Consider the following 18,965-nt stretch of genomic DNA (forward strand, 5'->3'; position numbering starts at 1 on the left):
GATCAGTGTGCCGTGTCCGGCACGAGGATGGCGCGGCCACGTACCCGACCAGCGTCCAGATCGGACAGTGCGTCGATCGCGGCGTCCAGCGGGTACTTCTGCGTGTGCAGCCGCACCTTGCCCTGTTGTGCCAGCACCATCAGCTCAGCGAGGTCGTTGTAGGTCCCCACGAGGTTGCCGACCACGTTGCGCTCTGTGGAGATGATGTCGATCGTGGGGATGTCGATGTTGCCGCCGTACCCGATGACGAAGTGCGAGCCACCGCGCCTGGTCATGGCGAAGGCGTCCTGCTGTGCGCCCTGCTCGGCGACGAAGTCGAGCACCACCTCCGCACCGTTGCCGTCGGTCAACTCCAGTACCGCGTCCACGTGCTTGCCGTCGGCGAGCACGGTTTGGTGCGCCCCGAGTTCGGCTGCCAGCGCGAGCGCTTCGGCATTGCGGTCGACCACGACGATCCTGGTGGCCGTCAGCGCGGCCAGCGACTGGATGCCGATGTGGCCGAGCCCGCCCGCGCCGTTGACCACGCAGGTGGTGCCCGGGTACAGCGACGGTACGGCCTTGCGCACCGCGTGGTAGGCGGTGATACCCGCGTCGGCGAGCGCGGCCACGTCCTCCGGGCGGGTGCCGCTTTCCAGCTTCACGCAGGCCCGGGCGGAGGTGAGCAGGAACTCCGCCATGCCGCCGTCGCTGTCGATGCCGGGGAACGAGTTCGCCGAGCAGTGCATGTCGTCGCCGGCGCGGCAGGCTCGGCACAGCCCGCAGGTGGGCGTCGGGTGCAGGATCACCGGGTCGCCGACGGCGACGTTGGTCACCGCGGAGCCGATCTCGTGCACCCACCCGGCGTTCTCGTGGCCCAGCGTGTACGGCAGGGTGACGCCGGACTTGTCCTCCCACTGCTGCTCGATGATGTGCAGGTCGGTACGGCACACGCCCGCGCCGCCGATCCTGACCACCACGTCGAACGGCTGCTTGGCCCTTGGCTCGGGGACGTCCTCCACCACCGGGCTGCTGTGGTAGCTGTGCAGTCGTACCGCCTTCATCTGCTTGCCTCCGATTCCGGGTACCTGGTGTGCAGCAGGCCGCGGCAGAACGCGGCATTGCCGTCGATGCTCACCCGCACCGTTCTGGCGAACCTGAGCCGGGCGGGCGCGTCGGCCGCCGATATCGGCGCGCCGTCGTCGTCGAGCAGCAGCGGCGACTCCGGCCCGACCGGCAGGCCTAGCGCTCCGCGGCGGCGCAGCAAGCTGTCACGCTCCGCTGAGGACGGCACATCCGCGAGCCGCAGCCCGGCCAGCGCGTCGATCTGCCAACCCTGCGCCAGCAGCCGGGCACAGGCTCGTTCCAGACACGCCGCGTGTGCCTTTCGCTGGAAGGTGCGGCGCAGCTCGTCCAGCTCACCGGCTGCCTGCTCGGGGAAGGCCCCGGAGAAGCCCTCGGCCCGCGCCACCCCGGCGTTGATCTCCTCGGCGGCGAAGTGGTCCTCCAGCCGCACGTCCACCTCGGTCACTCCTGCCACACCGGCGATCGCGTCGTGTGCGTCGGCGACCATGAGGTAGGCGAAGTTCGGCGCGCAGAAGTAGGTCGGCAGCCGAAGCCGCACCCGAACCTGCCCGCCGTCGCCGACACCGGCTTCCCGCACGAACCCGAGTTCGGTGATCGGCTGGTCCAGCTCCGGGTCGCGGACCGTGCCGAGCGCTTCCCACACCCTCGACGAAAGGCCCGACGCCGAGCGTGTCGAGGCCGCGCGCGAACTCATGCCGGCACCGCCGGCGCCGAGCCGACCGCCTCACCGCTGTCCGCCGGTTCGGGACTCACCCTGGCCTCCTCCGGGACTGGAATGTCGTACAACGCGGCCGCGTTCAGCCCGAGGATCTTCTTCTTGATGTCGGTGGTGAGCTGCCCGTACTCGTCCTGCATGTCCTGCGGTATCTGGAAGTCAACGAACTTCTCCACCAGCCAGGTCGGTGACCAGATGGCGTAGTCGCTGGCGAAGGTGAGCCGGTTCTCGTCCAGCCAGTACAGCAGTTCGCCCAGCACCCGCGCGAAGTAGCGTGGCCGGGTGTGGATGAACGGCATCACAACGGCGAGTCCACCGTAGACGTTGGGTTCCTGTGTCGCGATCCAGCAGAAGTCCTCCAACCTGGGCAGCCCGACATGCTCGATGATGAAGTTCAGATCGGGAAACGCCGTGGCGACGTCGTCGACGTCTGCTACGTCGAAGGCGTCGCGGTTGAGCGGATAGATCGTCGGGCCCTTGTGGATGTGGATGTTGCGGATGCCCAGTTGCCGGCACTTCTCCAGGTACCGGTACGACCAGTCGTCGGTGAGCTTCCAGCCCTTTGACTGCCCCTTCCATTCCGCGGTGTACAGCTTCACTCCCCGCAACCCCCACCGCTGTGCGAGCTGTTCGAGCCGGTCGAGTCCGGCCTCCCCGTCGCGCGGGTCCCACGAGCCGTTCACGATGAACTTGTCCGGGTGCCGCTGCGCGACCACACCGTCCTGCTCGGTGGTGTTGAAGCCGTTCACGAAGAAGTCGGTCAGGTAGGTCGGCTGGAAGATCGCCTTGTCGACGTAGCCGATCTCGAACAGGTCGTGCATGAGGTCGGCCTCGGTGTACTTCTCGAACTTCTCCAGCGGCCAGACCCACTCCTGCGGGCTGAGGTTTCGTGAGTAGTCGTAGAAGCACTCGATGAAGCCTTTGCCGTACCGGTTGGCCTGGTTGGCTGGGCTGCCGTCCCAGAAGTGCACGTGACTGTCGACGATGAAGTAGTTCTCGCCGTCCTTGGTGTACATCGCCTGACGCCTCTCTGTGTGTCGCGGTTGGGGGAAGGGGGTCGTGGGTGGACGACGGTGCAAGCCGCGGTCCACCCACGACCCCTTGGATCTAGCGAATCGGCTTGAGGTCGAAGTCGAGATACTCGGCGGCGTCCTCGGGGTTGGCGAACATGATGGTGCGGTCGTCCAGGTGCACCATCCGGCCGTAGTGGGTGGACATGCTCTCCTCGAACTCGGCCTGGTCGAACCAGCCCTCCTCCTCGCCCGCGGCCTCGTCGATCTCGGAGTAGACGACGTCCATCCGGCCCTTGGCGTCCACCCGGATCATCGAGGGCAGGTGGGTGACGGTGACGTTGTCCTTGCCCTTCATCACCTCGGCGACGATGGCGCCGACCTGGTTGTTCATCAACGTGAACCCGCACATGTTCGACGCGGTGCTGTCCGGCTTGAACGGGCTCTCCGGGTTCTTGAACGTGGTCACTGGTTCAGCTCCTTCGGTACGTTCAGGCCCAGGTCGGACACGATCCCGGCGAACCTGCTCTTCGCACGGTCCAGTCCGTCCTCGAAGCGCGGCGGTTTCGCATCCGGTTGCGACCACAGCGGCTGCAGGGTGCGGGCCGCCTCAAGGCAACGCGGCACCCACGTGCTCAGCCAGGACCGCATCGTCTCGGTGTTGTGGTTGGCGAACTCCTTGTCGGTGGTGAGCAGTTCGAACATGGCGCGGGTGTAACGCAGGTCGCGCTGCGCGTACTCGTACTCCTCCGCGCCGATGAGTGTCGGCGTGACGAAGTCGCCGTTGCCGGGCGCGGCCTGCTGCACCAGGTTGCTCCGGAACAACTCCCCTACAAGTGGCTGGAACACGATGTTGGCGGCGAACACCGCCTCGGCCCAGTCCCACACCCCCGTGAGCTGCTCGGTCGTCTGCCGCACCCCTTGCCAGGCCCGGTCGGAGTTCCACGTCGACAGGTGCGCGGTGCCGTCGAAGTCGCCGATCTCCTCGCTCAGTGTCAGGTTGTACAGCGCCAGGTCCTGTGCCGACCTGATGAGGTGCATGCTGTTCACCGAGATCGCGGTGTTGTGCATGTTGGTCGGCGCCCTGCGGTTGGCGTTGGCGAACAGGTAGAGACCCAACCCGTGGTCGACATGCATCCACGCTCCGACGTGCTGGGCCACGAACTGCACCCAGTTCGGGTTCCACTGGCTGAACGCGTCGGCCTCGCGGGCGGCCTCGACGTTCTGGTTCAGCTGGCGGACCACGTTGGAGTTGTTGCGGTAGATGGTCTGTTCCCACTCCTCGTTCGGATCGCGGAACTCGTGCCAGCCGTGTGCCGGCCAGTCGTAACCCTTCCCGCCCGAACCGGGGTAGCGGCGAGGCTCTGGGCGGTCACTGCCCCATGCCTTGAGCACCGTCCACTCCAGTGGGTAGCCGCCCTTGCCGTCGGAGAAGGCGTAGAGCCAGCCCTGACTGAGGTAGTGCCTCGGGTCGGGCTGCACCTCGACGGTGACGTCCTCGTAGTGGCTCTGCTTGCGCTTCTTCGGGGAGAAGTAGTTGAAGCGGCGCGACTCGGAGTCGGGGAACTGCCTCGCTCCCGCCTCGGCGTCGGTGAAGACCGGCCTGGGTACGCTGCGTTCTTGTTGCGCGGGTTCCTGCGTGGTTGTCATGGTTGATCCTTACTGTCGGAGTGGATCGGACCCGTCGGATTCCCCGGTGGTGGTGAACTTGTCGTAGAACACGCGGTCGGCCGCCACACCAAGCGAGGGCAGCAGTTCGACGGCGGCCTCCACCATCGGCGGCGGACCGCAGACGTAGGCGTCGGCGCCAGCGAGGTCGGTCTCGTTGCGCGCTACCACGTCCGTGATCAGCCCCACCTCACCGTCCCACTCGTCGGAGTCGTCCGGTTCGGACAGTGCTGGGATGTAACGGAATCCGGGGAGCGTACGTTCGAGCTCGCGCAGTTCGTCGGTGAAACACAAGTCCCTGCGCCTGCGTGCTCCGTAGTAGAAGGTCGCCGTCCTGTCGCTACCCCGCTCTGCCATGGAACGAAGCAGCGACAGGATCGGCGCCATGCCGGCGCCACCCCCGACGAAGACCAGGTCCTTTCCCGGAGCGTCGCGCAGGGTGAACGCCCCGAACGGCCCGGTCACCCGCAGCCGGTCACCGACCGACACCTTGGTGTCGAGGAAGTCGGAGAACAGCCCGTCCGGGTAGATCTTGATGACGAACTCGAGCAACCCTGATTCCATGCTGGAGGTGTTCGCCATCGAGAACGACCGCGTCTGCTCGGTGTCCGGTATCTCGAAATCCAGGTACTGGCCGGGGAAGAAGCGCAACGACTCCGGTTCGACGAGCCGGACCACGAGATGGCGCATGTCGTGGGTGACGTGCTCGCTGGAAACCACCTCCACGACCGCTTCCTCGATCGGCAGTCCGGAGTGGATCATCTCCTCGTCGTAGTTGAGCAACTCGATGGTCAGGTCCTCGTACGCGTGTGCCCTGCACAGCAGGGTGAAGCCCTCCTCCTTCTCGAACTCGGGCAACGCGAAGGTGGAGTACCGGTCGTGTTCGACGTCCTCCCCTTCGAGGATGAAGGACTTGCAGGAGCCGCACTGGCCTTCCTTGCAGCCGTGCATGAGCAGCACACCCTGCTCCGCCGCACCCCGAAGGATGGTCTGCTCCTCGTCGACCTCGATCTCGATGCCGACCGGCTCGAAGCGCACCAGATGCCTTTCTGCCATGGGGTTCGCCCGTCCTCGTCGGTCGTGGGACGAGGCGCGGGGCGGGCGGTGCCCGGCCCCGCGCTCGTCCGGTGGGTGGCTGTCAGTCCTGCGCCGGGGCGGGCCTGCCCGCTGGCCCCTGCCGGACGTAGTCGGCGTAGAACTCCTCCCGCTGCCGCGGAGTCATCTCGTTCAGCGTCACGTTGGGGCTGGCGAAGGGTGGGCAGCGGCGCAGGTGGTCCAGCGTCCACATCTTCTTGGGGTCGAGGTCGAGGTGCGGCTGCGCCACGAGCGTCTTGCCGTCGTCGCGAACGAAACCCATGTCCTTGACGATGTCGGCGAAGTTCCAGCCGTGGTACAGCGTCTCCCACTCCCGCGAGCCGACCAGCTTGCCCATGTTGGGTGTCTCGCGGCCCTGGTAGGTCGGCCGGAACGCGATCTTGTCGGTCCAGTGGCAGCCTTGCGAGCAGTAGGTGCGCCACTGACCGTCCACTTCGTCCATCACCATGTCCTCACGGATGAGGCACGGCACCATGCAGGTCCAGCACCGGTGCGGGTAGACGTAGTCGACGTCCTCGAACGCGATGGGGTTGTGACCGTTGGGAACGGCAAGCCGGTTGTAGTTCTCCCACCACTTGCCGTACTTGTCGTACCAGCCGGGGTACTTGTGCTCGAACCACTCGAAGTCCTCGTCCGTCATGGGATCGATGCGCCAGTAGTTGGCCAGCCACCCCGTGGCGAAGAACTGCGCGACCTCGTGCACGTAGCCCTTGTTCCAGATACGGTTCCAGGATTCCTCGACGAGGTCGTGCGGGATCGTGAGACCGTACTTCTCCAGCGGCACAAGGTAGCTGCGGTAGTAGTCGTCGTAGATCCAGCGGCGCCACATCTCCGCGTAGCTCTCGCGGTCCTTGCGGCGGTCCTTGGTGCCGTATTCGATGAAGGTGCCGATCGCGGCGTCCACGACACAGTGGTTGTTCCACCACGCGTAGCGCAGGTCGCGCTCGAGCAGTTCGTGGTTGCTCTCGTCCGACAGCGCCATCAGCAGCGTGGCGTAGCCGTTGCTGATGTGCCTCGACTCGTCCGACTGCACCGAGTGGAACACCGTCGGCAACAGGTAGTCGCCGTTGGCGGCAGCCTCGGCGGGCATGGCGACGAACAACGTGTTGGTGAACGCCGTCTCGGCCACGATGGTGAGGTAGACACTGGCGGCGGTGATGGCGTCGCCGGTGATGAAGCCCTCGGCGAACTGCCTGCCGATGGTGCCGCAGTAGTCGTTGTGGAATCCGCGCAGGCTCGTGTTGAAGCCGGCAGGGTCGATGTAGTTGTTCATGTACAGGCGCTTGAGGTTCTGCTGGATCGTCGAGTGCCTGACCTCGTCGATCATCTGGATGGCCTGCCCGTTGTGCAGTTCGGGGTTCGGCACCGTGCGAAACAGCAGTGGCATCGCACGGGCGGCCGAGATCTCCGGCAGCGGGATGATGGAAAGGAACAGCTTCTGCCACTCAAGCCAGCGCTGCTGGACCTGACGGAACATGTTGCCGCGGATGGCGCCGTCCTCAGCGCCGTAGACGCGGTGGTCCTTCTCCTCCTGCATCGGGAAGTAGGAGCGCAGTACCTGCTTGAGCGGGTCCTTCTTCTTCGCCTTGCGGAAGGTGTAGTCGGTTCCGTAGTGGGACACCGGCGTGTGGTACTCGGGTTCCCAGGACAGTTCCTGGATCTTCTGGTGGGCTTTCGCCACGCTCTGGCGGCTCATCTTGTCTCCTTACCCGTCGCCGGCGGCCGGCGGCGGCCGTCGCCGGTGGCGCGTCGATGCGATCGGCCGCGCGTCGGACACGAGAAGTACAACCCGGCGTGGGCGTGATATCGGTCTCAATATGAGACAGCCCGTGGGTTCAGGGTTCGTCGAGCAGCTCGGCACGCAACGTGGCCAGGTGTTGCCTGGCGTCCTCGCTCACGCGGGCATCGCCTTCCGGGGTCGGCCGGACCCCCAGTGCGCGCAGCAGTGCGGCCGCTGGCTCACCCGGTGGGCCCGCCTCGCCGAGGGTCGGGCGTAGCCCCTGCTCGACGAGGTGGGCGAAGACCAGGTTCACGACGGTCCACGGGTTGTAGGTCTGCTCCGGTTCCATCTGGTGCCTCCCTGGCGTGAATGTCGCCTTTGAGCACCCATGACACCGCCGAGGGCCCACGGTGGCCGTCTCAAATTGAGACACCCGCGAGCACCCCGGCCCCCGTACTCTGTGACTCGGCCCACAGCGAGGTGCCGGTACCGGCCCTGCCGTCACAGCGGGGAAGGAGGTCGAGGTGGACCCCAGAAGTGCGGCACGGCGGGTGACGCCCGTGTCCCGTAGGACGGGCGTCGACGACGAGCGGGTGGCGCGCAGTCGGGTGCGCTTCCTGACCTCGGAGGTCATGGAGCCCAACGCGGTGCGCGACGCGATCCTCACCTCGTGGTGGCGTTCGCAGCAGGCGCGGGTGCCACCCGATCACATCGACCTGCCCTACTTCGAGGACCGCAACCTGGACACCCCGCTCATCAACAGCGCCGACCCCGTACTGCGCAAGCTGGGTGAGCAGCTCGAAGGGCAGCCGATCAGTCTCATCCTGACCGATCCCAACGGTGTGGTGCTCACCCAGCACACCGGTGACCGGGACCTGCAACGGCACCTGGACCGGGTCGCGCTCGTGCCCGGTTTCAGCTACGGCGAGCGGTTCGTGGGTACCAACGGCATCGGCACCGCGCTGGAGGACGGCCGCCCGACCCACGTGTTCGGCCACGAGCACTACGCAGAGCACCTGGAGACGCTGGCCTGTGCCGGAGTGCCGATTCACCATCCGGTGTCGGGCAAGGTGGTCGGCGCCGTGGACCTGACCTGCTGGCGCAAGGACGCCGGCAGGCTGCTGATCGCGCTGGCCAGAACCACCGCCGAGCAGATCCGGCAGTCGCTGATGACCAACACCAGCCTGCGGGAGCTGTCGCTGTTCCAGGCATACCTGCAGGCCTGCCAGCACACCACCGGCGTGGTCATCGCCTTCAACGACGACATCGTGATGCTCAACGACAGCGCTCGGCAGTTGCTGGACCCCTGCGACCAGTCGGTGCTGCTCGGGCACGCCCGGCAGGCGCTGGCGGAGCGGCCGAGGGACACGGCGGTGCTCGCGCTGCCCACCGGCAGCAGGGTGCGGTTGCGCTGCCGCAGGGTGTTGGGTTCCTGCGACAGCGACATCGTCGGCGGCGTGCTGACCGTGCAGCTGGTCGAGCAGGAGGAATCGCGCCCCGCCCCGGACGCGTCGGTTCCGCTGTTCCTTCCCGGCATCGTGGGCTCGGCGCCGGCGTGGCTGCGTTGCTGCCACGAGGTGGACGCGGGATACCGCGCGGGCGAGTGGTTGGCGCTGGCGGGCGAGCAGGGCGCGGGCAAGAGCGCCGTCGCCCGCGCGGTGCACCAGCGGCGCGACCCGGCGGGCAGGCTGCTCACGGTGAGCGCCACCAGGTCCAGCGGCACGGGCTGGGTGGACGCGCTGGCCGACGAGCTGCGCCAGGACACCCCGCGCGCTGTACTGATCCGCTACGTGGACCGGTTGTCGGAGACGACGGCGCACTCGCTGGCCGCGGTACTCGGCGAGTTGCGCGAGTCGGTGTCGAGTTCGGGTTCTGGTTCGGATTCTGCGGTGCCGTGGGTGGTGGTGACACTGAGCGCCGACGCCGACGCGGGCGCCGCCCTCGCTCCGCTGCTTGCGCTGTTCCCCCGCACAGTCGAGGTGCCGCCGCTGCGCCATCACCTCGACGACCTGCGCGAGCTGGTGCCGTTCCTGCTCAGCAAGCTCGGCCACGCCGACCGGCTGACCTGCTCGCCGACCACCATGCATCTGCTGATGCGGGCGAGCTGGCCCGGCAACGTCACGCAGCTGTTCAACCTGCTCAAGCAGATCGTGCGTCACCGCAGGGCGGGCACCATCCGGCCCGCCGACCTGCCCGCTAGGTACCGCACCGCCGCCCGACGCTCGCTGAACCGGCTGGAGTCCATCGAGCGGGACGCGATCGTGCAGAGCATCGAGGACGCTGGTGGCAACAAGAGCAAGGCGGCGCAGTTGCTCGGCATGTCACGAGCGACGATCTACCGCAAGATCCACGAGTACGGCATCGTGCTGCCGGAACGCTGAAGCGGGCGCCGCCGCTGTGCAGAACTCGCGGGCAGGAGCGGGGGACTCGCGGGCAGGAGCGGGGGACTCGCGGGGGTTCAGGCTTGCATGAGGCGTGCCATCGCCTCGAGGCGGTCGGCGATGTCGTCGAAGGAGAGGTAGCCCATACCGGCGAGCAGCATGCCGCCGACGAAGGCCATGGTGACCGCACCGCTGACCTCGCCGCGCGCGGGTTCCAGGGTGCCGGACAACTGCCTTGCCAGTTCGGCCCCGATCTGCTCCCGCAGCCGCCGCACCTCCGGGTCGTCGGCAAGCAACGCCGAGGTGTAGGCCTTGCTCAGTTCGGGTTCCTCCGAGAACACCCTCGTGATGCTGCGCACCACGTGGTGCAGCTCGTCGTGCCCTCCTTCGGTGGGAGTGGCTGCGCCGTCCTGGTCGGAAAGCTCCTGAACCTTGCGCCACACGATCGAGCTGACGAGGTGGTCCTTGGAGGAGAAATACGTGTAGGCCGTCGCGGGCGAGACACCCGCGCGTTTGGCGACCGAGCGTACGGAGAGGTCCTGGTACTCCACCACGCGCAGTTCCTCGACCGCGGCGTCCAGCAGCCGGGCGACGGTATCCGCCCTGCGGCCGCCCACGATGCGCCGAACCGGCTCCATCAGCGCGTTCGAGCGGGTGCGCGTCGTCCGGCTGCCGGATTCCTCACTGAACTTTCCTCGGTCATGTCCCGATCGTAGCCGTGCGTCCCGGTGCGCCGGACGCGCCGTGCCGGGCGATCAATCGAGCGGTCCGATCTCCGGCCCGAGTACACGCTCGGTCAGCTTGCGCGACTGCGGTGGGATGCCGGTGACATCGGCCAGCAGCCCGGCACCGCGCGCCTGGTCGAGCACCGAACGCAGCATCAACGCGCCGGTCGTGTCGATCCGGCCGAGCCTGCTGAGGTCGATCACCAGCGCGTCGGCGTCCGGATGCTCGGCCAGAGCGTCGAGCAGCACGGTGTCGAGTCGTTGCGCGGTGCCGAACCACAGCACACCACGCGGGACGAACCGCAGTGTGGTGCCCTCGGTCTCCACGTCGATCTCCAGCTGCAGCGACCGCCACAGGAACACCGCGATGGAAAGCCCGATGCCGATCAGCACGGCGATGTCAAGGCGCGGAGCCAGCAACATGGTCGCCAGGAAGGTGCTCCACGCGATGACCGCCTGCGGGGTGGACAGCCGCCACAGCCGCAGCAGCGGGCGAAACCGCATCAACCCGACCACGGCGACGATCACGATGGCGCCGAGCACCGAAAGCGGCAGCGGCCGCAACACGGTGGCGAACGGCAGGAACGCCAGCACCGTCAACCCGGTGACCGCGCCGGACCACCGCGTTCTCGCGCCGGACATCCGGTTCACCGAGCTGCGGGAGAACGAACCCCCGCACGGCATGCCACCGACCGCGGAGGCCGCCACGTTGGCCACACCCTGGCTGATGAACTCCCGGTTGGCGTTCCATCGCGTCCGCTCCTCGGAGGCGAACCGGCGCGAGATCGAGGCCGCCTCGGTGAACCCGATCAACGCGATGATCGCGCCTGGCAGCAGCAGCTCCGGCAGCCTGTCCCACGGGATCTCGTCGAGGGTGAACGGCAGGAAACCCGAAGGGATGTCGTCGACCACGGGTGCGGAATAGAAGCCGAGCGCCGAGACCGCGATACCGATGATCGCGGCCAGCAGCACTCCGGGCACCAGCGGATGCAGCCGCCGGGCACCCAGCACCACCACGACCGTCATCGCGCCCATCGCCAGCGCAGCGAGACTCCACTGTGCCGGGTGCGCCACTCCCCACCCCGCCTCGACGATCTCGTTGCCGTACCCAGGTGGTGAGACACCCAGCACCTTGGGCAGCTGCGAACTGGCGATGAGCACCGCGGCCGCGGGTACGAATCCGAGCAGCATCGGCTGTGACATCAGGTATGCCAGCCAGCCTGCCCGCAGCAGCCCCAGCCCCACCCGCACCACGCCGACCACCAGCGCCAGCGCCAGGCCAAGCCCGACGTACTCAGGACTGCCCGGCATGGCGATCGTGCTCAACGCGCTGTAGGTAAGCAGCGCGGTGATGGCCACCGGCCCGGTCTGCAGGTAGGGCGAGGACGCGAAGATCGCGGCGAGCAGCGGCGGCAGCGCCCCCGCGTACAGCCCCGCGATCGGCGGCAGCCCGGCCAGTTCGGCGTAGGCCAGCGACTGCGGGATGCCGACCATCGCCACGCTGACACCGGCGATGGCGTCGTACATCCACCGCCTGCGGGTCCCGCCGCTCGCGCCACCGTGTTGTTGCCTCACGCGCACGGTTGTGGCCACGGCTCAGTTCACGACCGACAACGGAAGCGCCAGCCCGGCGATGCTGCGCCGCACGACAGGAAGCCGCTGGGCCAACTCGGTGAACGCGACGGCGGACTGAGCATCCGGTGATCCCGTCACCACGGGCACCCCGATGTCGCCCGCCTCGCGCAGCGCCACGTCGAGCGGAATCTGCGCGAGCAGGTCGGTGCCGAGTTCGTCGGCCAGCTGCTGCCCGCCGCCTGACCCGAACATCGCGGTTTGCTCGCCACAGCTGGAGCAGTGAAGAGTGCTCATGTTCTCCACGACGCCTGCCACCGGCATCCGCATGTCCTTGGCCATGCGGCCGACCCTGGAGGCGACGTTGCGCGCGGCCGGCTGTGGCGTGGTGACCGCCAGCAGCGCGGCCTGCGGCACCAGCTCGAGCAGCGACAGCGTGATGTCCCCTGTGCCGGGTGGCAGGTCGAGCAGCAGCACGTCCAGCTCACCCCAGTGCACATCGGACAGGAACTGTTCTAGCGCCTTGTGCAGCATCGGGCCGCGCCAGACCACCGGCTCCTCCTCGGAGACGAAGAAGCCGACCGACATCAGCCGCACTCCGTGCTCCTCCACGGGCAGCATGAGTCCCTTCAGGGCGACCGGGTTGCGCCGCACGCCGAACAGCTGCGGGACCGAGTAGCCCCACACGTCGGCGTCGATCAGCCCGACCCGCTTGCCCGAAGCGGCCAGCGCCACCGCGAGGTTCGCCGCCACGGACGACTTGCCGACGCCGCCCTTGCCGCTGGCCACCGCGTACACCGCCGTCTGCGAGCCCAAGGCGTCGGTGGGACCGCCGCCTTCGGTGTTGCCACGCAGCCGCCCGGCCAGCTCCATGCGTTCGCGCTCGGTCATGCTGGTGAAGCTGACCTCCACGCTGTTGACGCCGGACACCCCGGTGGCGGCCGAGGTGACGTCGGCGGTCAGCCGGTCCCGAAGCGGGCAGGCGGGCGTGGTGAGCGCGATCTCGACGTGGACGGTGCCGCCCCGGCCGACGGTGACCGAACGCAGCATCTCCAGTTCACCGATGCCGCGATGGATCTCCGGGTCCGGTACGGCGGCCACCGCCGCACGCACCGCCGCCTCGTCGACCGCTACTCTGCTCCTGTTGCGGGTCAGCATGACCTCACCCATCCACCCGGTAGCCGCGGAGCTTGGGCGCCAGCGGGCGCATCATGAACTCCGGCCGACGCCTGCCCTCGGGGCCGAGCGTGGCGCGGGTCTTGCCAAGCCATTCCCGGTAGACCTCGGCCGAACGCCGGGTGTCCACGTAGACGTCGCCGTAGCGGTCCTGTGGCCTCGCGTGCTCCATATGGATCTTCTGCAGCCACGCGTGCATGCCGGAGTGCGGGTCGGGGTGCACGGGGAACGCCAGGTTCTGGTGCACGCCGGGGTCGGTCCAGTCGATCCGGCTCGAGTCGGGGTCGGAGGACTTGAACGGCTCGACGCCGCCCTTGTGCCGCAGCAACCAGGTGTGCTCGCCGTCGGGGTGGGACAGCTCGACCATGCCGCTGACCCAGCGACTGCCCTCGCCGGGGTGCAGCCGCCACCGGCCCATGTGGTGCGACAGCGCGCACACGCCGGGACGGATGCCCTCGGTCACCCACACTCGTGCGACGAAGTAGCCGATCTCGGTGTTGATACGCACCAGGTCGTCGGTGGCGACTCCGTGCCGCGCGGCGTCGACCGAGTTCAGCCACAGCGGGTGGGTGTTGGAGATCTCGTTGAGGTACTTCGCGTTGCCCGACCGGGTGTGGATCAGCGTGGGCAGCCGGAACGTCGGCACGAGCACCAACTCCCCGGCCTCCAGGTCGATCTCGCTCCTGGCGACGTGCGAGCGGATGTAGCCGGGCGTGGTGTGCTCCGGCCAGCCCCAGTCCCGCATCGAGGTGGAGTAGACCTCCAGCCTGCGAGATGGCGTCGGCCAGCCGAACGTGGCGGTGCCGTCCTCGTGCTTGAGGCCGACGGCACCCGCCTCTCCGATCACCGGCGCCACCGAGTCCGGGGTCACCGGGGTGCGAAGCACGCCGTTCTCGTCGGCGGTGGCCTCGGCGAGCTGGTTTTCGACCACCGGTCGCTCGTCCACCCGGTACACGTCGGTGTCGACCTCGACGACACCGTAGCGGCGCATGTACTCCAGCGGTTCCATGCCCTGGTCGGCTGCCTTCTTCGGCAGGCCGGGCACCTCGTTCTCGAATATCCAGCGGTAGTACTCGTCCACCGTGATCTTCTCACCGGGCCGGTACGGCGACTCGAAGTACCGCCTGATGCCCAGGCTGCCGTCGGGATCGATGCGCCAGGACAGCTCGAACCAGAACTCGTTCTCTTCCCACACCTCGCCTGGGTTGGCGTCGCGGGTGTCGGTGTAGTCCTTGCCGAGCCGGTCCATGGCGACCCTGCGCACCGGCTGCCGGAAACCCAGCCAGCGCCCGGCGTGGGTCTCGTAGGACTGCGTGTCGTGCCGCTCGCTGGAGTGCCCCATCGGCAGCACGTAGTCGGCGAACTCCGCCGTCTCCGACCACGTCGGGGTCAGCGCCACGTGCAGGCCGACCTTGTCCGGGTCGGTCAGCGCCTCCATCCAGGTGAACCCGTCCGGGTTGGTCCAGATCGGGTTGTAGACGCGGGAGAAGTACAGCTCCAGCTTGCCGCGGCCCTCGGCGAGGAAGTGCGGCAGCAGGATCGACATCTCGTTGGTCGCCAGCGGGTACTCGCGCGGCCAGGTCAGTTCGTTCCACCGCTCGTGGGGCTCCGGCTTGTTGGGGCCGTGCGGGATGAACTTGTGCCAGCCGTTGGGGCTGGTGCCACCGCGCTTGCCGATGCTGCCGGTGAGCGCGAGCACGAACCACAGCGTGCGCGCGACCTGCCAGCCGCCGAGGTTGCCCGCGGTCGCCGCACGCCAGACGTGCGCGGCGAGCCTGCCGTCGCAGTCCGCGACCAGCTCGGCGATCTCGGCGATGCGCTCGGCCGGGACCTGCGCCTCCTCGGCCGCGAACTCGAAGGTGTACTCGTCGTAGTCGGCGGTGATCCGGTCGAGGAACACCTCGAAGTCCTGCTCGACGTCGGGGTGCAGTTCCTCCAGGTAGGTGCGCCAGTTGAACCAGCGCCGCACGAACTCCTTGTCGATCCGCCGGGTACGCAGCAGGTAGGACGCGATGGCCAGCAGGATCGCGGCCTCGCTACCCGGCCACGGCGCCAGCCACACGTCGGCGTGGGAGGCGGTGTTGGACATCCGCGGATCGACCACGACCAGCTTGGCCCCGGACTGCTTGCCCTCCATGATCCGCTGCGCGTGCGGGTTGAAGTAGTGGCCGGTCTCCAGGTGGCTGGACAGCAGCAGGATGACCTTGGCGTTGGCGTGGTCGGCGGAGGGCCGGTCGAAACCGGTCCACAGCGACATGCCGAGGCGGGCTCCCGCCGAGCAGATGTTGGTGTGCGAGTTGTGCCCGTCCACGCCCCACGCCGTGAGGAACCGTTCGGCGAAGCCGTCCTCACCTGGCCTGCCGACGTGGTACATGATCTCGTTGTGCCGGTCCTCGCTGATCGCCTTGCGGATCCGACCCGCGATGTCGTCGAGCGCGTCGTCCCAGCTCACGCGCTCCCACTCGCCGCCACCACGCTCACCCTTGCGCCGCATCGGGTGCAGGATGCGCTCGGGGTCGTCGAGCTGGTTGACCGTCGCCGGGCCCTTGGCGCAGTTGCGACCACGCGAACCGGGGTGGGCGGGGTTGCCCTCCAGCTTCTTGACCGACAGGTCGTCCTTGTCCACGTAGGCCAGCAGGCCGCACGCACTCTCACAGTTGAAGCACGTGGTGGGGATCAACATGTAGGAGTGCGGGACCTTGCGCGGATGCGCCTTCGCGTCGTACTCGATGTGGTTGTCCCAGCTGGACACCGGAGGGAAGTTGCGCAGGTGCTCGTGGGTTCGCGCTCCCGGCAGCACCGGTTCGGTCCCGGTCATAGTGGGAGGCTCCTTTCGTGATGGCATGGGTTCATGACAGCGGGACGTCTTGCCCGGCCCGGACGAAGACGCTCTCGTAGGCCAGCAGCGCGCCCTGCACCACGAGCCCTGCCAAGAGCCCGAGTGCGAGTGATCCCGCGGCCCAGCCCGCGCCCGCGAGCGCCGTTCCGAGCAGGGCGAGTCCGATGCCTCCCGCCCAGAACATCCGGGCGTAGCGGCCGGAGACGACCATGTGCGCGGCCGCGGCGGCGTGCCTGGTGGCGTGCCTGCCCAGGTATTCGAAGAGCAGCATGAACACGTGCAGCAGTGCCGTGACGGTCAGCGCGGACAGCAGGAAGGTGCGGCCCGCGTCGTCGGTGTCCTCGACCAGTGCGGCGACGACGAGCGCGCCGGCACCGACCATGAAGGCCTGCACGACGAGGTGCCAGAACAGCAGCGGCGACTGCCACAGGTCCCGTCCTTCGGCCTGGCCGAACAGGAACCCGGTGTATCCGGCGGTCATCGCGGCGGCGAGCAGGGCGGGAACGGCCAGCCACGTGAACACCGTGTCCACGGTGGAGGCGGCGATGATTCCGGCGGCGCCGAGCACACCCATCGCGAGCCACGCCACGAACAGTCCCGCTCCCGCTCCGAGCACCACCGCACCCCAGAACATCCACGAGGTCGGGTTGGGTTTTAGCAGGATGTACAGGAAGCGCTCGGGGCGCTTGAGGTCCCACACGAGCAGCACACCGGTGATCGCGATACCTGCCACACCGATGGCGGGGGCCACGATGTCACCGACCGCGCCGAGGTCCACACCGAGCATGTGCGCCAGCGCGGCGAGCAGCATGGCGCCCGCGCCGACGGCCTTGGTCCACAGGTAGGTCGTGACCCGCCAGCCCCACGGCCTCGGGTGCGCGGTGTTCAGCGTGGTACGGGCCTTACTCACCGGGTCGACCGGCAGGTCCTTCGAGGCCGACTTGCGGTGCTCGTCCGGGCGCGCCCACAGGTAGGACTCGCCGGTGGGTGCGGCCTGCGGGTCCAGGACGGCGCGGTCCGCCCCGAGGTAGAACACGTTCGGTCCGGTGTTCTGCTCCGGAGCCCTGACCTGCACTGGGTTCTCGTTCACGAGCTTGGCGATCCCGCTGGTGGGGTCGTCGAGGTCGCCCACCCAGATGGAGTGCGTCGGGCACACCACCACGCAGGCGGGCTCCAAGCCCTCGTCCACCCGGTGGGCGCAGAAGTTGCACTTCGCAGCCGTATGGGTGTCCTCGTCGATATATATAGCGTCGTAGGGGCAGCCCTGCATGCAGGCCTTACACCCGATGCAACGCTCGTTGTCGAAGTCGACGATGCCGTCGTCCCGCTTGAACAAGGCCTGGGTGGGACAGATCTTCACGCAGGGCGCGTCGGTGCAGTGGTTGCACCGCATGACGCCGAAATCCCGGGTGGTGGCGGGGAAATCTCCCGACTCCACGTACTTCACCCAGGTGCGGAACTGTCCGACCGGGACCTCGTGTTCGGTCTTGCAGGCGACCGTGCAGGCGTGACAGCCGATGCACGTGCGCTGATCGATCGCGAAGCCGTACCGCAATGGAACCTCCGTACTGTGACCCACGGTGACGTTAGTTCCGTGGCAACACCCCCGGTACCAACCTCGATCCTGGGTACACCCAAGTCAGACTTTGGAGTAACGTGAACGCGTGCCACTGCCGCCACGGGTGCCGGAACTCGGCGCCCTCGATCTGCTGCTCAGCGTCGCCAAGCTGGGCAGTCTGGGTAAGGCTGCGCGCGAGCACGGCATCTCACAGCCTGCCGCCGCGTCCCGCGTGCGTAACATGGAACGCCTGATCGGGGTACCCCTGATCGTGCGATCCGCAACGGGCTCCCAGCTCACGGACGAGGGGTCGGTGATCGCCGACTGGGCGGGCCGTGTGGTGGACGCGGCGGCCGAACTGGACGCGGGTATATCGGCGCTGCGTAACCAACAGGCCAGCCGCATCCAGCTCGCGTGCAGCATGACCATCGCCGAGTACCTGCTGCCCGGCTGGCTGGCCGAGCTGCGCAGGCGGCTGCCCGGCGCGACGATCGGCCTGCAGGTGGTCAACTCCGCCGAGGTGGCCGAGCTGGTGCTCTCCGGCAAGGTCGATCTGGGGTTCGTGGAGGGCGCGCGACCACCCGAGGGATTGGACGCCTACCCGGTGGCGCGCGACCAGTTGCTGCTCGTGGTGCCACACGACCACGCGTGGGCCCGCCGCGCCGAGCCGGTGAACGCGGCCGAACTCGCCGCGACGCCGTTGATCAGCCGGGAGCCCGGTTCCGGCACCCGCTATGTGCTGGACCACGAACTCGAAAGGCTCGGTTACCACTCGCGCCCGGCCCCGATCATGGAGCTGTCCTCCACCACGGCCATCAAGGCCGCCGTCGAGGCCGGGATCGGCCCTGCCGTACTGAGTTCGCTGGCGCTCGCCGAGGACGTGGCTCAGGGCAAGCTGGTCGTGGTGCCGACACAGGGCCTCGATCTGCGGCGAGTGCTGCGGTTGGTGCTTCGCTCCGGGGAGCAGCTCCCGCCGGTACTGCGTGACGTCGTCGCGGCCACGGGTGCTGGTGCAGGCGCTAGGCGCGACCGGCCAGGTCCCGGCGCCGCCCGGCCTCTGCGGCCATGATGTCGCGCAGCAGGTCGATGGCGTGCAACAACTGGGGGTAGCGCAGCGAGTAGAAGATGCTGTTGCCGCTTCGCCGGGTGCCGACGATGCCACGCTCGCGCAGCATCGCCAGGTGCTGGGAGACGTTGGGCTGCGTGGTGTCCAGCAGTTCGCACAGCTCACCGACCGAACGCGGGCCACCGGCCAGCGCGTACAGCAACATCAGCCGCTTGGGGTCGTTGAGCGCCTTGCACAGGATGGCGGTGAGCTCGTGCAGCTCCGCCCGCAGCGCGGGGTCGAGCCCGGCTGCCTGCCCGTCAGCGGTGTTCCCCATGGTCACAGCCTAGATGGCCGCGCACGGAAGTGTTAGCACCTTTGCGTGGCCGCACGATTTCG

General features: G+C 68.1%; 16 protein-coding genes. 2 read left to right on the forward strand and 14 right to left on the reverse strand.

The genetic code is table 11. The annotated features are described in order from the left end of the window. Positions 1–2: 2 nt before the first annotated feature. The 8 genes from FHU38_RS13825 to FHU38_RS13860 form a co-directional block, all read right to left on the reverse strand. Positions 3–1,040, reverse strand: coding sequence for an NAD(P)-dependent alcohol dehydrogenase (locus tag FHU38_RS13825; RefSeq protein WP_167171202.1), 1,038 nt, complete (start codon positions 1,038–1,040; stop codon positions 3–5). Beyond that, the gene (locus FHU38_RS13830; protein WP_167171205.1) at positions 1,037–1,756 is read right to left on the reverse strand and encodes a metal-sulfur cluster assembly factor; all 720 of its coding nucleotides are present in this window, start codon (positions 1,754–1,756) and stop codon (positions 1,037–1,039) included. Before FHU38_RS13830 ends, FHU38_RS13825 begins: the two co-directional genes overlap by 4 nt. Further along, a complete protein-coding gene (locus FHU38_RS13835) occupies positions 1,753–2,793 on the reverse strand; it encodes an amidohydrolase family protein (RefSeq protein WP_167171208.1) in 1,041 nt (346 codons plus the stop codon). The genes FHU38_RS13830 and FHU38_RS13835 overlap by 4 nt, the downstream gene beginning before the upstream one ends. 91 nt (positions 2,794–2,884) lie before the next feature. Then, the gene (gene mimD / locus FHU38_RS13840; protein ID WP_167171211.1) at positions 2,885–3,256 is read right to left on the reverse strand and encodes a propane 2-monooxygenase effector subunit MimD; all 372 of its coding nucleotides are present in this window, start codon (positions 3,254–3,256) and stop codon (positions 2,885–2,887) included. Continuing rightward, positions 3,253–4,437 (reverse strand): toluene hydroxylase, encoded by a 1,185-nt coding sequence (locus FHU38_RS13845; RefSeq protein ID WP_167171214.1) that lies wholly within the window; start codon positions 4,435–4,437, stop codon positions 3,253–3,255. Before FHU38_RS13845 ends, mimD begins: the two co-directional genes overlap by 4 nt. A gap of 9 nt (positions 4,438–4,446) precedes the next feature. Further along, the gene (locus FHU38_RS13850) at positions 4,447–5,511 is read right to left on the reverse strand and encodes an FAD-binding oxidoreductase (protein WP_167171217.1); all 1,065 of its coding nucleotides are present in this window, start codon (positions 5,509–5,511) and stop codon (positions 4,447–4,449) included. Between the two features lie 82 nt (positions 5,512–5,593). Further along, positions 5,594–7,246, reverse strand: coding sequence for a methane monooxygenase (locus FHU38_RS13855; RefSeq protein ID WP_208415670.1), 1,653 nt, complete (start codon positions 7,244–7,246; stop codon positions 5,594–5,596). Positions 7,247–7,385: 139 nt separating this feature from the next. After that, positions 7,386–7,619: a hypothetical protein gene (locus tag FHU38_RS13860; RefSeq protein WP_167171221.1), complete on the reverse strand. Its 234-nt coding sequence runs from the start codon at positions 7,617–7,619 to the stop codon at positions 7,386–7,388. Between the two features lie 175 nt (positions 7,620–7,794). Between FHU38_RS13860 and FHU38_RS13865 the strand changes: the two genes are divergently transcribed. Beyond that, positions 7,795–9,651, forward strand: coding sequence for a sigma-54-dependent Fis family transcriptional regulator (locus FHU38_RS13865; RefSeq protein ID WP_313886768.1), 1,857 nt, complete (start codon positions 7,795–7,797; stop codon positions 9,649–9,651). Positions 9,652–9,728: 77 nt separating this feature from the next. On the opposite strand, the gene FHU38_RS13870 is transcribed toward FHU38_RS13865, so the two are convergent. From FHU38_RS13870 to FHU38_RS13890, 5 genes are all read right to left on the reverse strand, one after another. After that, positions 9,729–10,289 carry a TetR/AcrR family transcriptional regulator gene (locus FHU38_RS13870; RefSeq protein ID WP_167171224.1) on the reverse strand — a complete coding sequence of 187 codons (561 nt, stop codon included), beginning with the start codon at positions 10,287–10,289 and terminating at the stop codon, positions 9,729–9,731. A 117-nt stretch (positions 10,290–10,406) separates the two neighbouring features. Then, positions 10,407–11,951, reverse strand: coding sequence for a SulP family inorganic anion transporter (locus FHU38_RS13875; RefSeq protein WP_167171227.1), 1,545 nt, complete (start codon positions 11,949–11,951; stop codon positions 10,407–10,409). A 21-nt stretch (positions 11,952–11,972) separates the two neighbouring features. Then, positions 11,973–13,106, reverse strand: a complete 1,134-nt coding sequence (locus FHU38_RS13880; RefSeq protein ID WP_167171230.1) for a P-loop NTPase — start codon at positions 13,104–13,106, stop codon at positions 11,973–11,975. Between the two features lie 4 nt (positions 13,107–13,110). Then, positions 13,111–15,942 (reverse strand): molybdopterin-dependent oxidoreductase, encoded by a 2,832-nt coding sequence (locus tag FHU38_RS13885; RefSeq protein WP_167171233.1) that lies wholly within the window; start codon positions 15,940–15,942, stop codon positions 13,111–13,113. A gap of 31 nt (positions 15,943–15,973) precedes the next feature. Beyond that, entirely contained in the window at positions 15,974–17,542 is a 1,569-nt protein-coding gene (locus tag FHU38_RS13890; protein ID WP_313886769.1) for a 4Fe-4S dicluster domain-containing protein, read from the reverse strand. 85 nt (positions 17,543–17,627) lie between these two features. On the opposite strand from FHU38_RS13890, the gene FHU38_RS13895 reads away from it, so the two are divergent. Continuing rightward, positions 17,628–18,590: a LysR family transcriptional regulator gene (locus FHU38_RS13895; protein ID WP_167171236.1), complete on the forward strand. Its 963-nt coding sequence runs from the start codon at positions 17,628–17,630 to the stop codon at positions 18,588–18,590. Here FHU38_RS13895 and FHU38_RS13900 read toward each other — a convergent pair. Then, positions 18,541–18,903 (reverse strand): ArsR/SmtB family transcription factor, encoded by a 363-nt coding sequence (locus tag FHU38_RS13900; protein WP_167171238.1) that lies wholly within the window; start codon positions 18,901–18,903, stop codon positions 18,541–18,543. The genes FHU38_RS13895 and FHU38_RS13900 overlap by 50 nt on opposite strands. Positions 18,904–18,965 lie beyond the last annotated feature (62 nt).

The sequence above is a fragment of the Saccharomonospora amisosensis genome (assembly GCF_011761185.1).
GTDB lineage: Bacteria > Actinomycetota > Actinomycetes > Mycobacteriales > Pseudonocardiaceae > Saccharomonospora_A > Saccharomonospora_A amisosensis.

Excerpts from the sequence above, each read along its gene's own strand:
- FHU38_RS13825 (WP_167171202.1), bottom strand. The coding sequence starts at position 1,040 with ATGAAGGCGGTACGACTGCACAGCTACCACAGCAGCCCGGTGGTGGAG.
- FHU38_RS13830 (WP_167171205.1), bottom strand. The coding sequence starts at position 1,756 with ATGAGTTCGCGCGCGGCCTCGACACGCTCGGCGTCGGGCCTTTCGTCG.
- FHU38_RS13835 (WP_167171208.1), bottom strand. The coding sequence starts at position 2,793 with ATGTACACCAAGGACGGCGAGAACTACTTCATCGTCGACAGTCACGTG.
- FHU38_RS13845 (WP_167171214.1), bottom strand. The coding sequence starts at position 4,437 with ATGACAACCACGCAGGAACCCGCGCAACAAGAACGCAGCGTACCCAGG.
- FHU38_RS13850 (WP_167171217.1), bottom strand. The coding sequence starts at position 5,511 with ATGGCAGAAAGGCATCTGGTGCGCTTCGAGCCGGTCGGCATCGAGATC.
- FHU38_RS13855 (WP_208415670.1), bottom strand. The coding sequence starts at position 7,246 with ATGAGCCGCCAGAGCGTGGCGAAAGCCCACCAGAAGATCCAGGAACTG.
- FHU38_RS13860 (WP_167171221.1), bottom strand. The coding sequence starts at position 7,619 with ATGGAACCGGAGCAGACCTACAACCCGTGGACCGTCGTGAACCTGGTC.
- FHU38_RS13870 (WP_167171224.1), bottom strand. The coding sequence starts at position 10,289 with ATGGAGCCGGTTCGGCGCATCGTGGGCGGCCGCAGGGCGGATACCGTC.
- FHU38_RS13880 (WP_167171230.1), bottom strand. The coding sequence starts at position 13,106 with ATGCTGACCCGCAACAGGAGCAGAGTAGCGGTCGACGAGGCGGCGGTG.
- FHU38_RS13885 (WP_167171233.1), bottom strand. The coding sequence starts at position 15,942 with ATGACCGGGACCGAACCGGTGCTGCCGGGAGCGCGAACCCACGAGCAC.
- FHU38_RS13900 (WP_167171238.1), bottom strand. The coding sequence starts at position 18,903 with ATGGGGAACACCGCTGACGGGCAGGCAGCCGGGCTCGACCCCGCGCTG.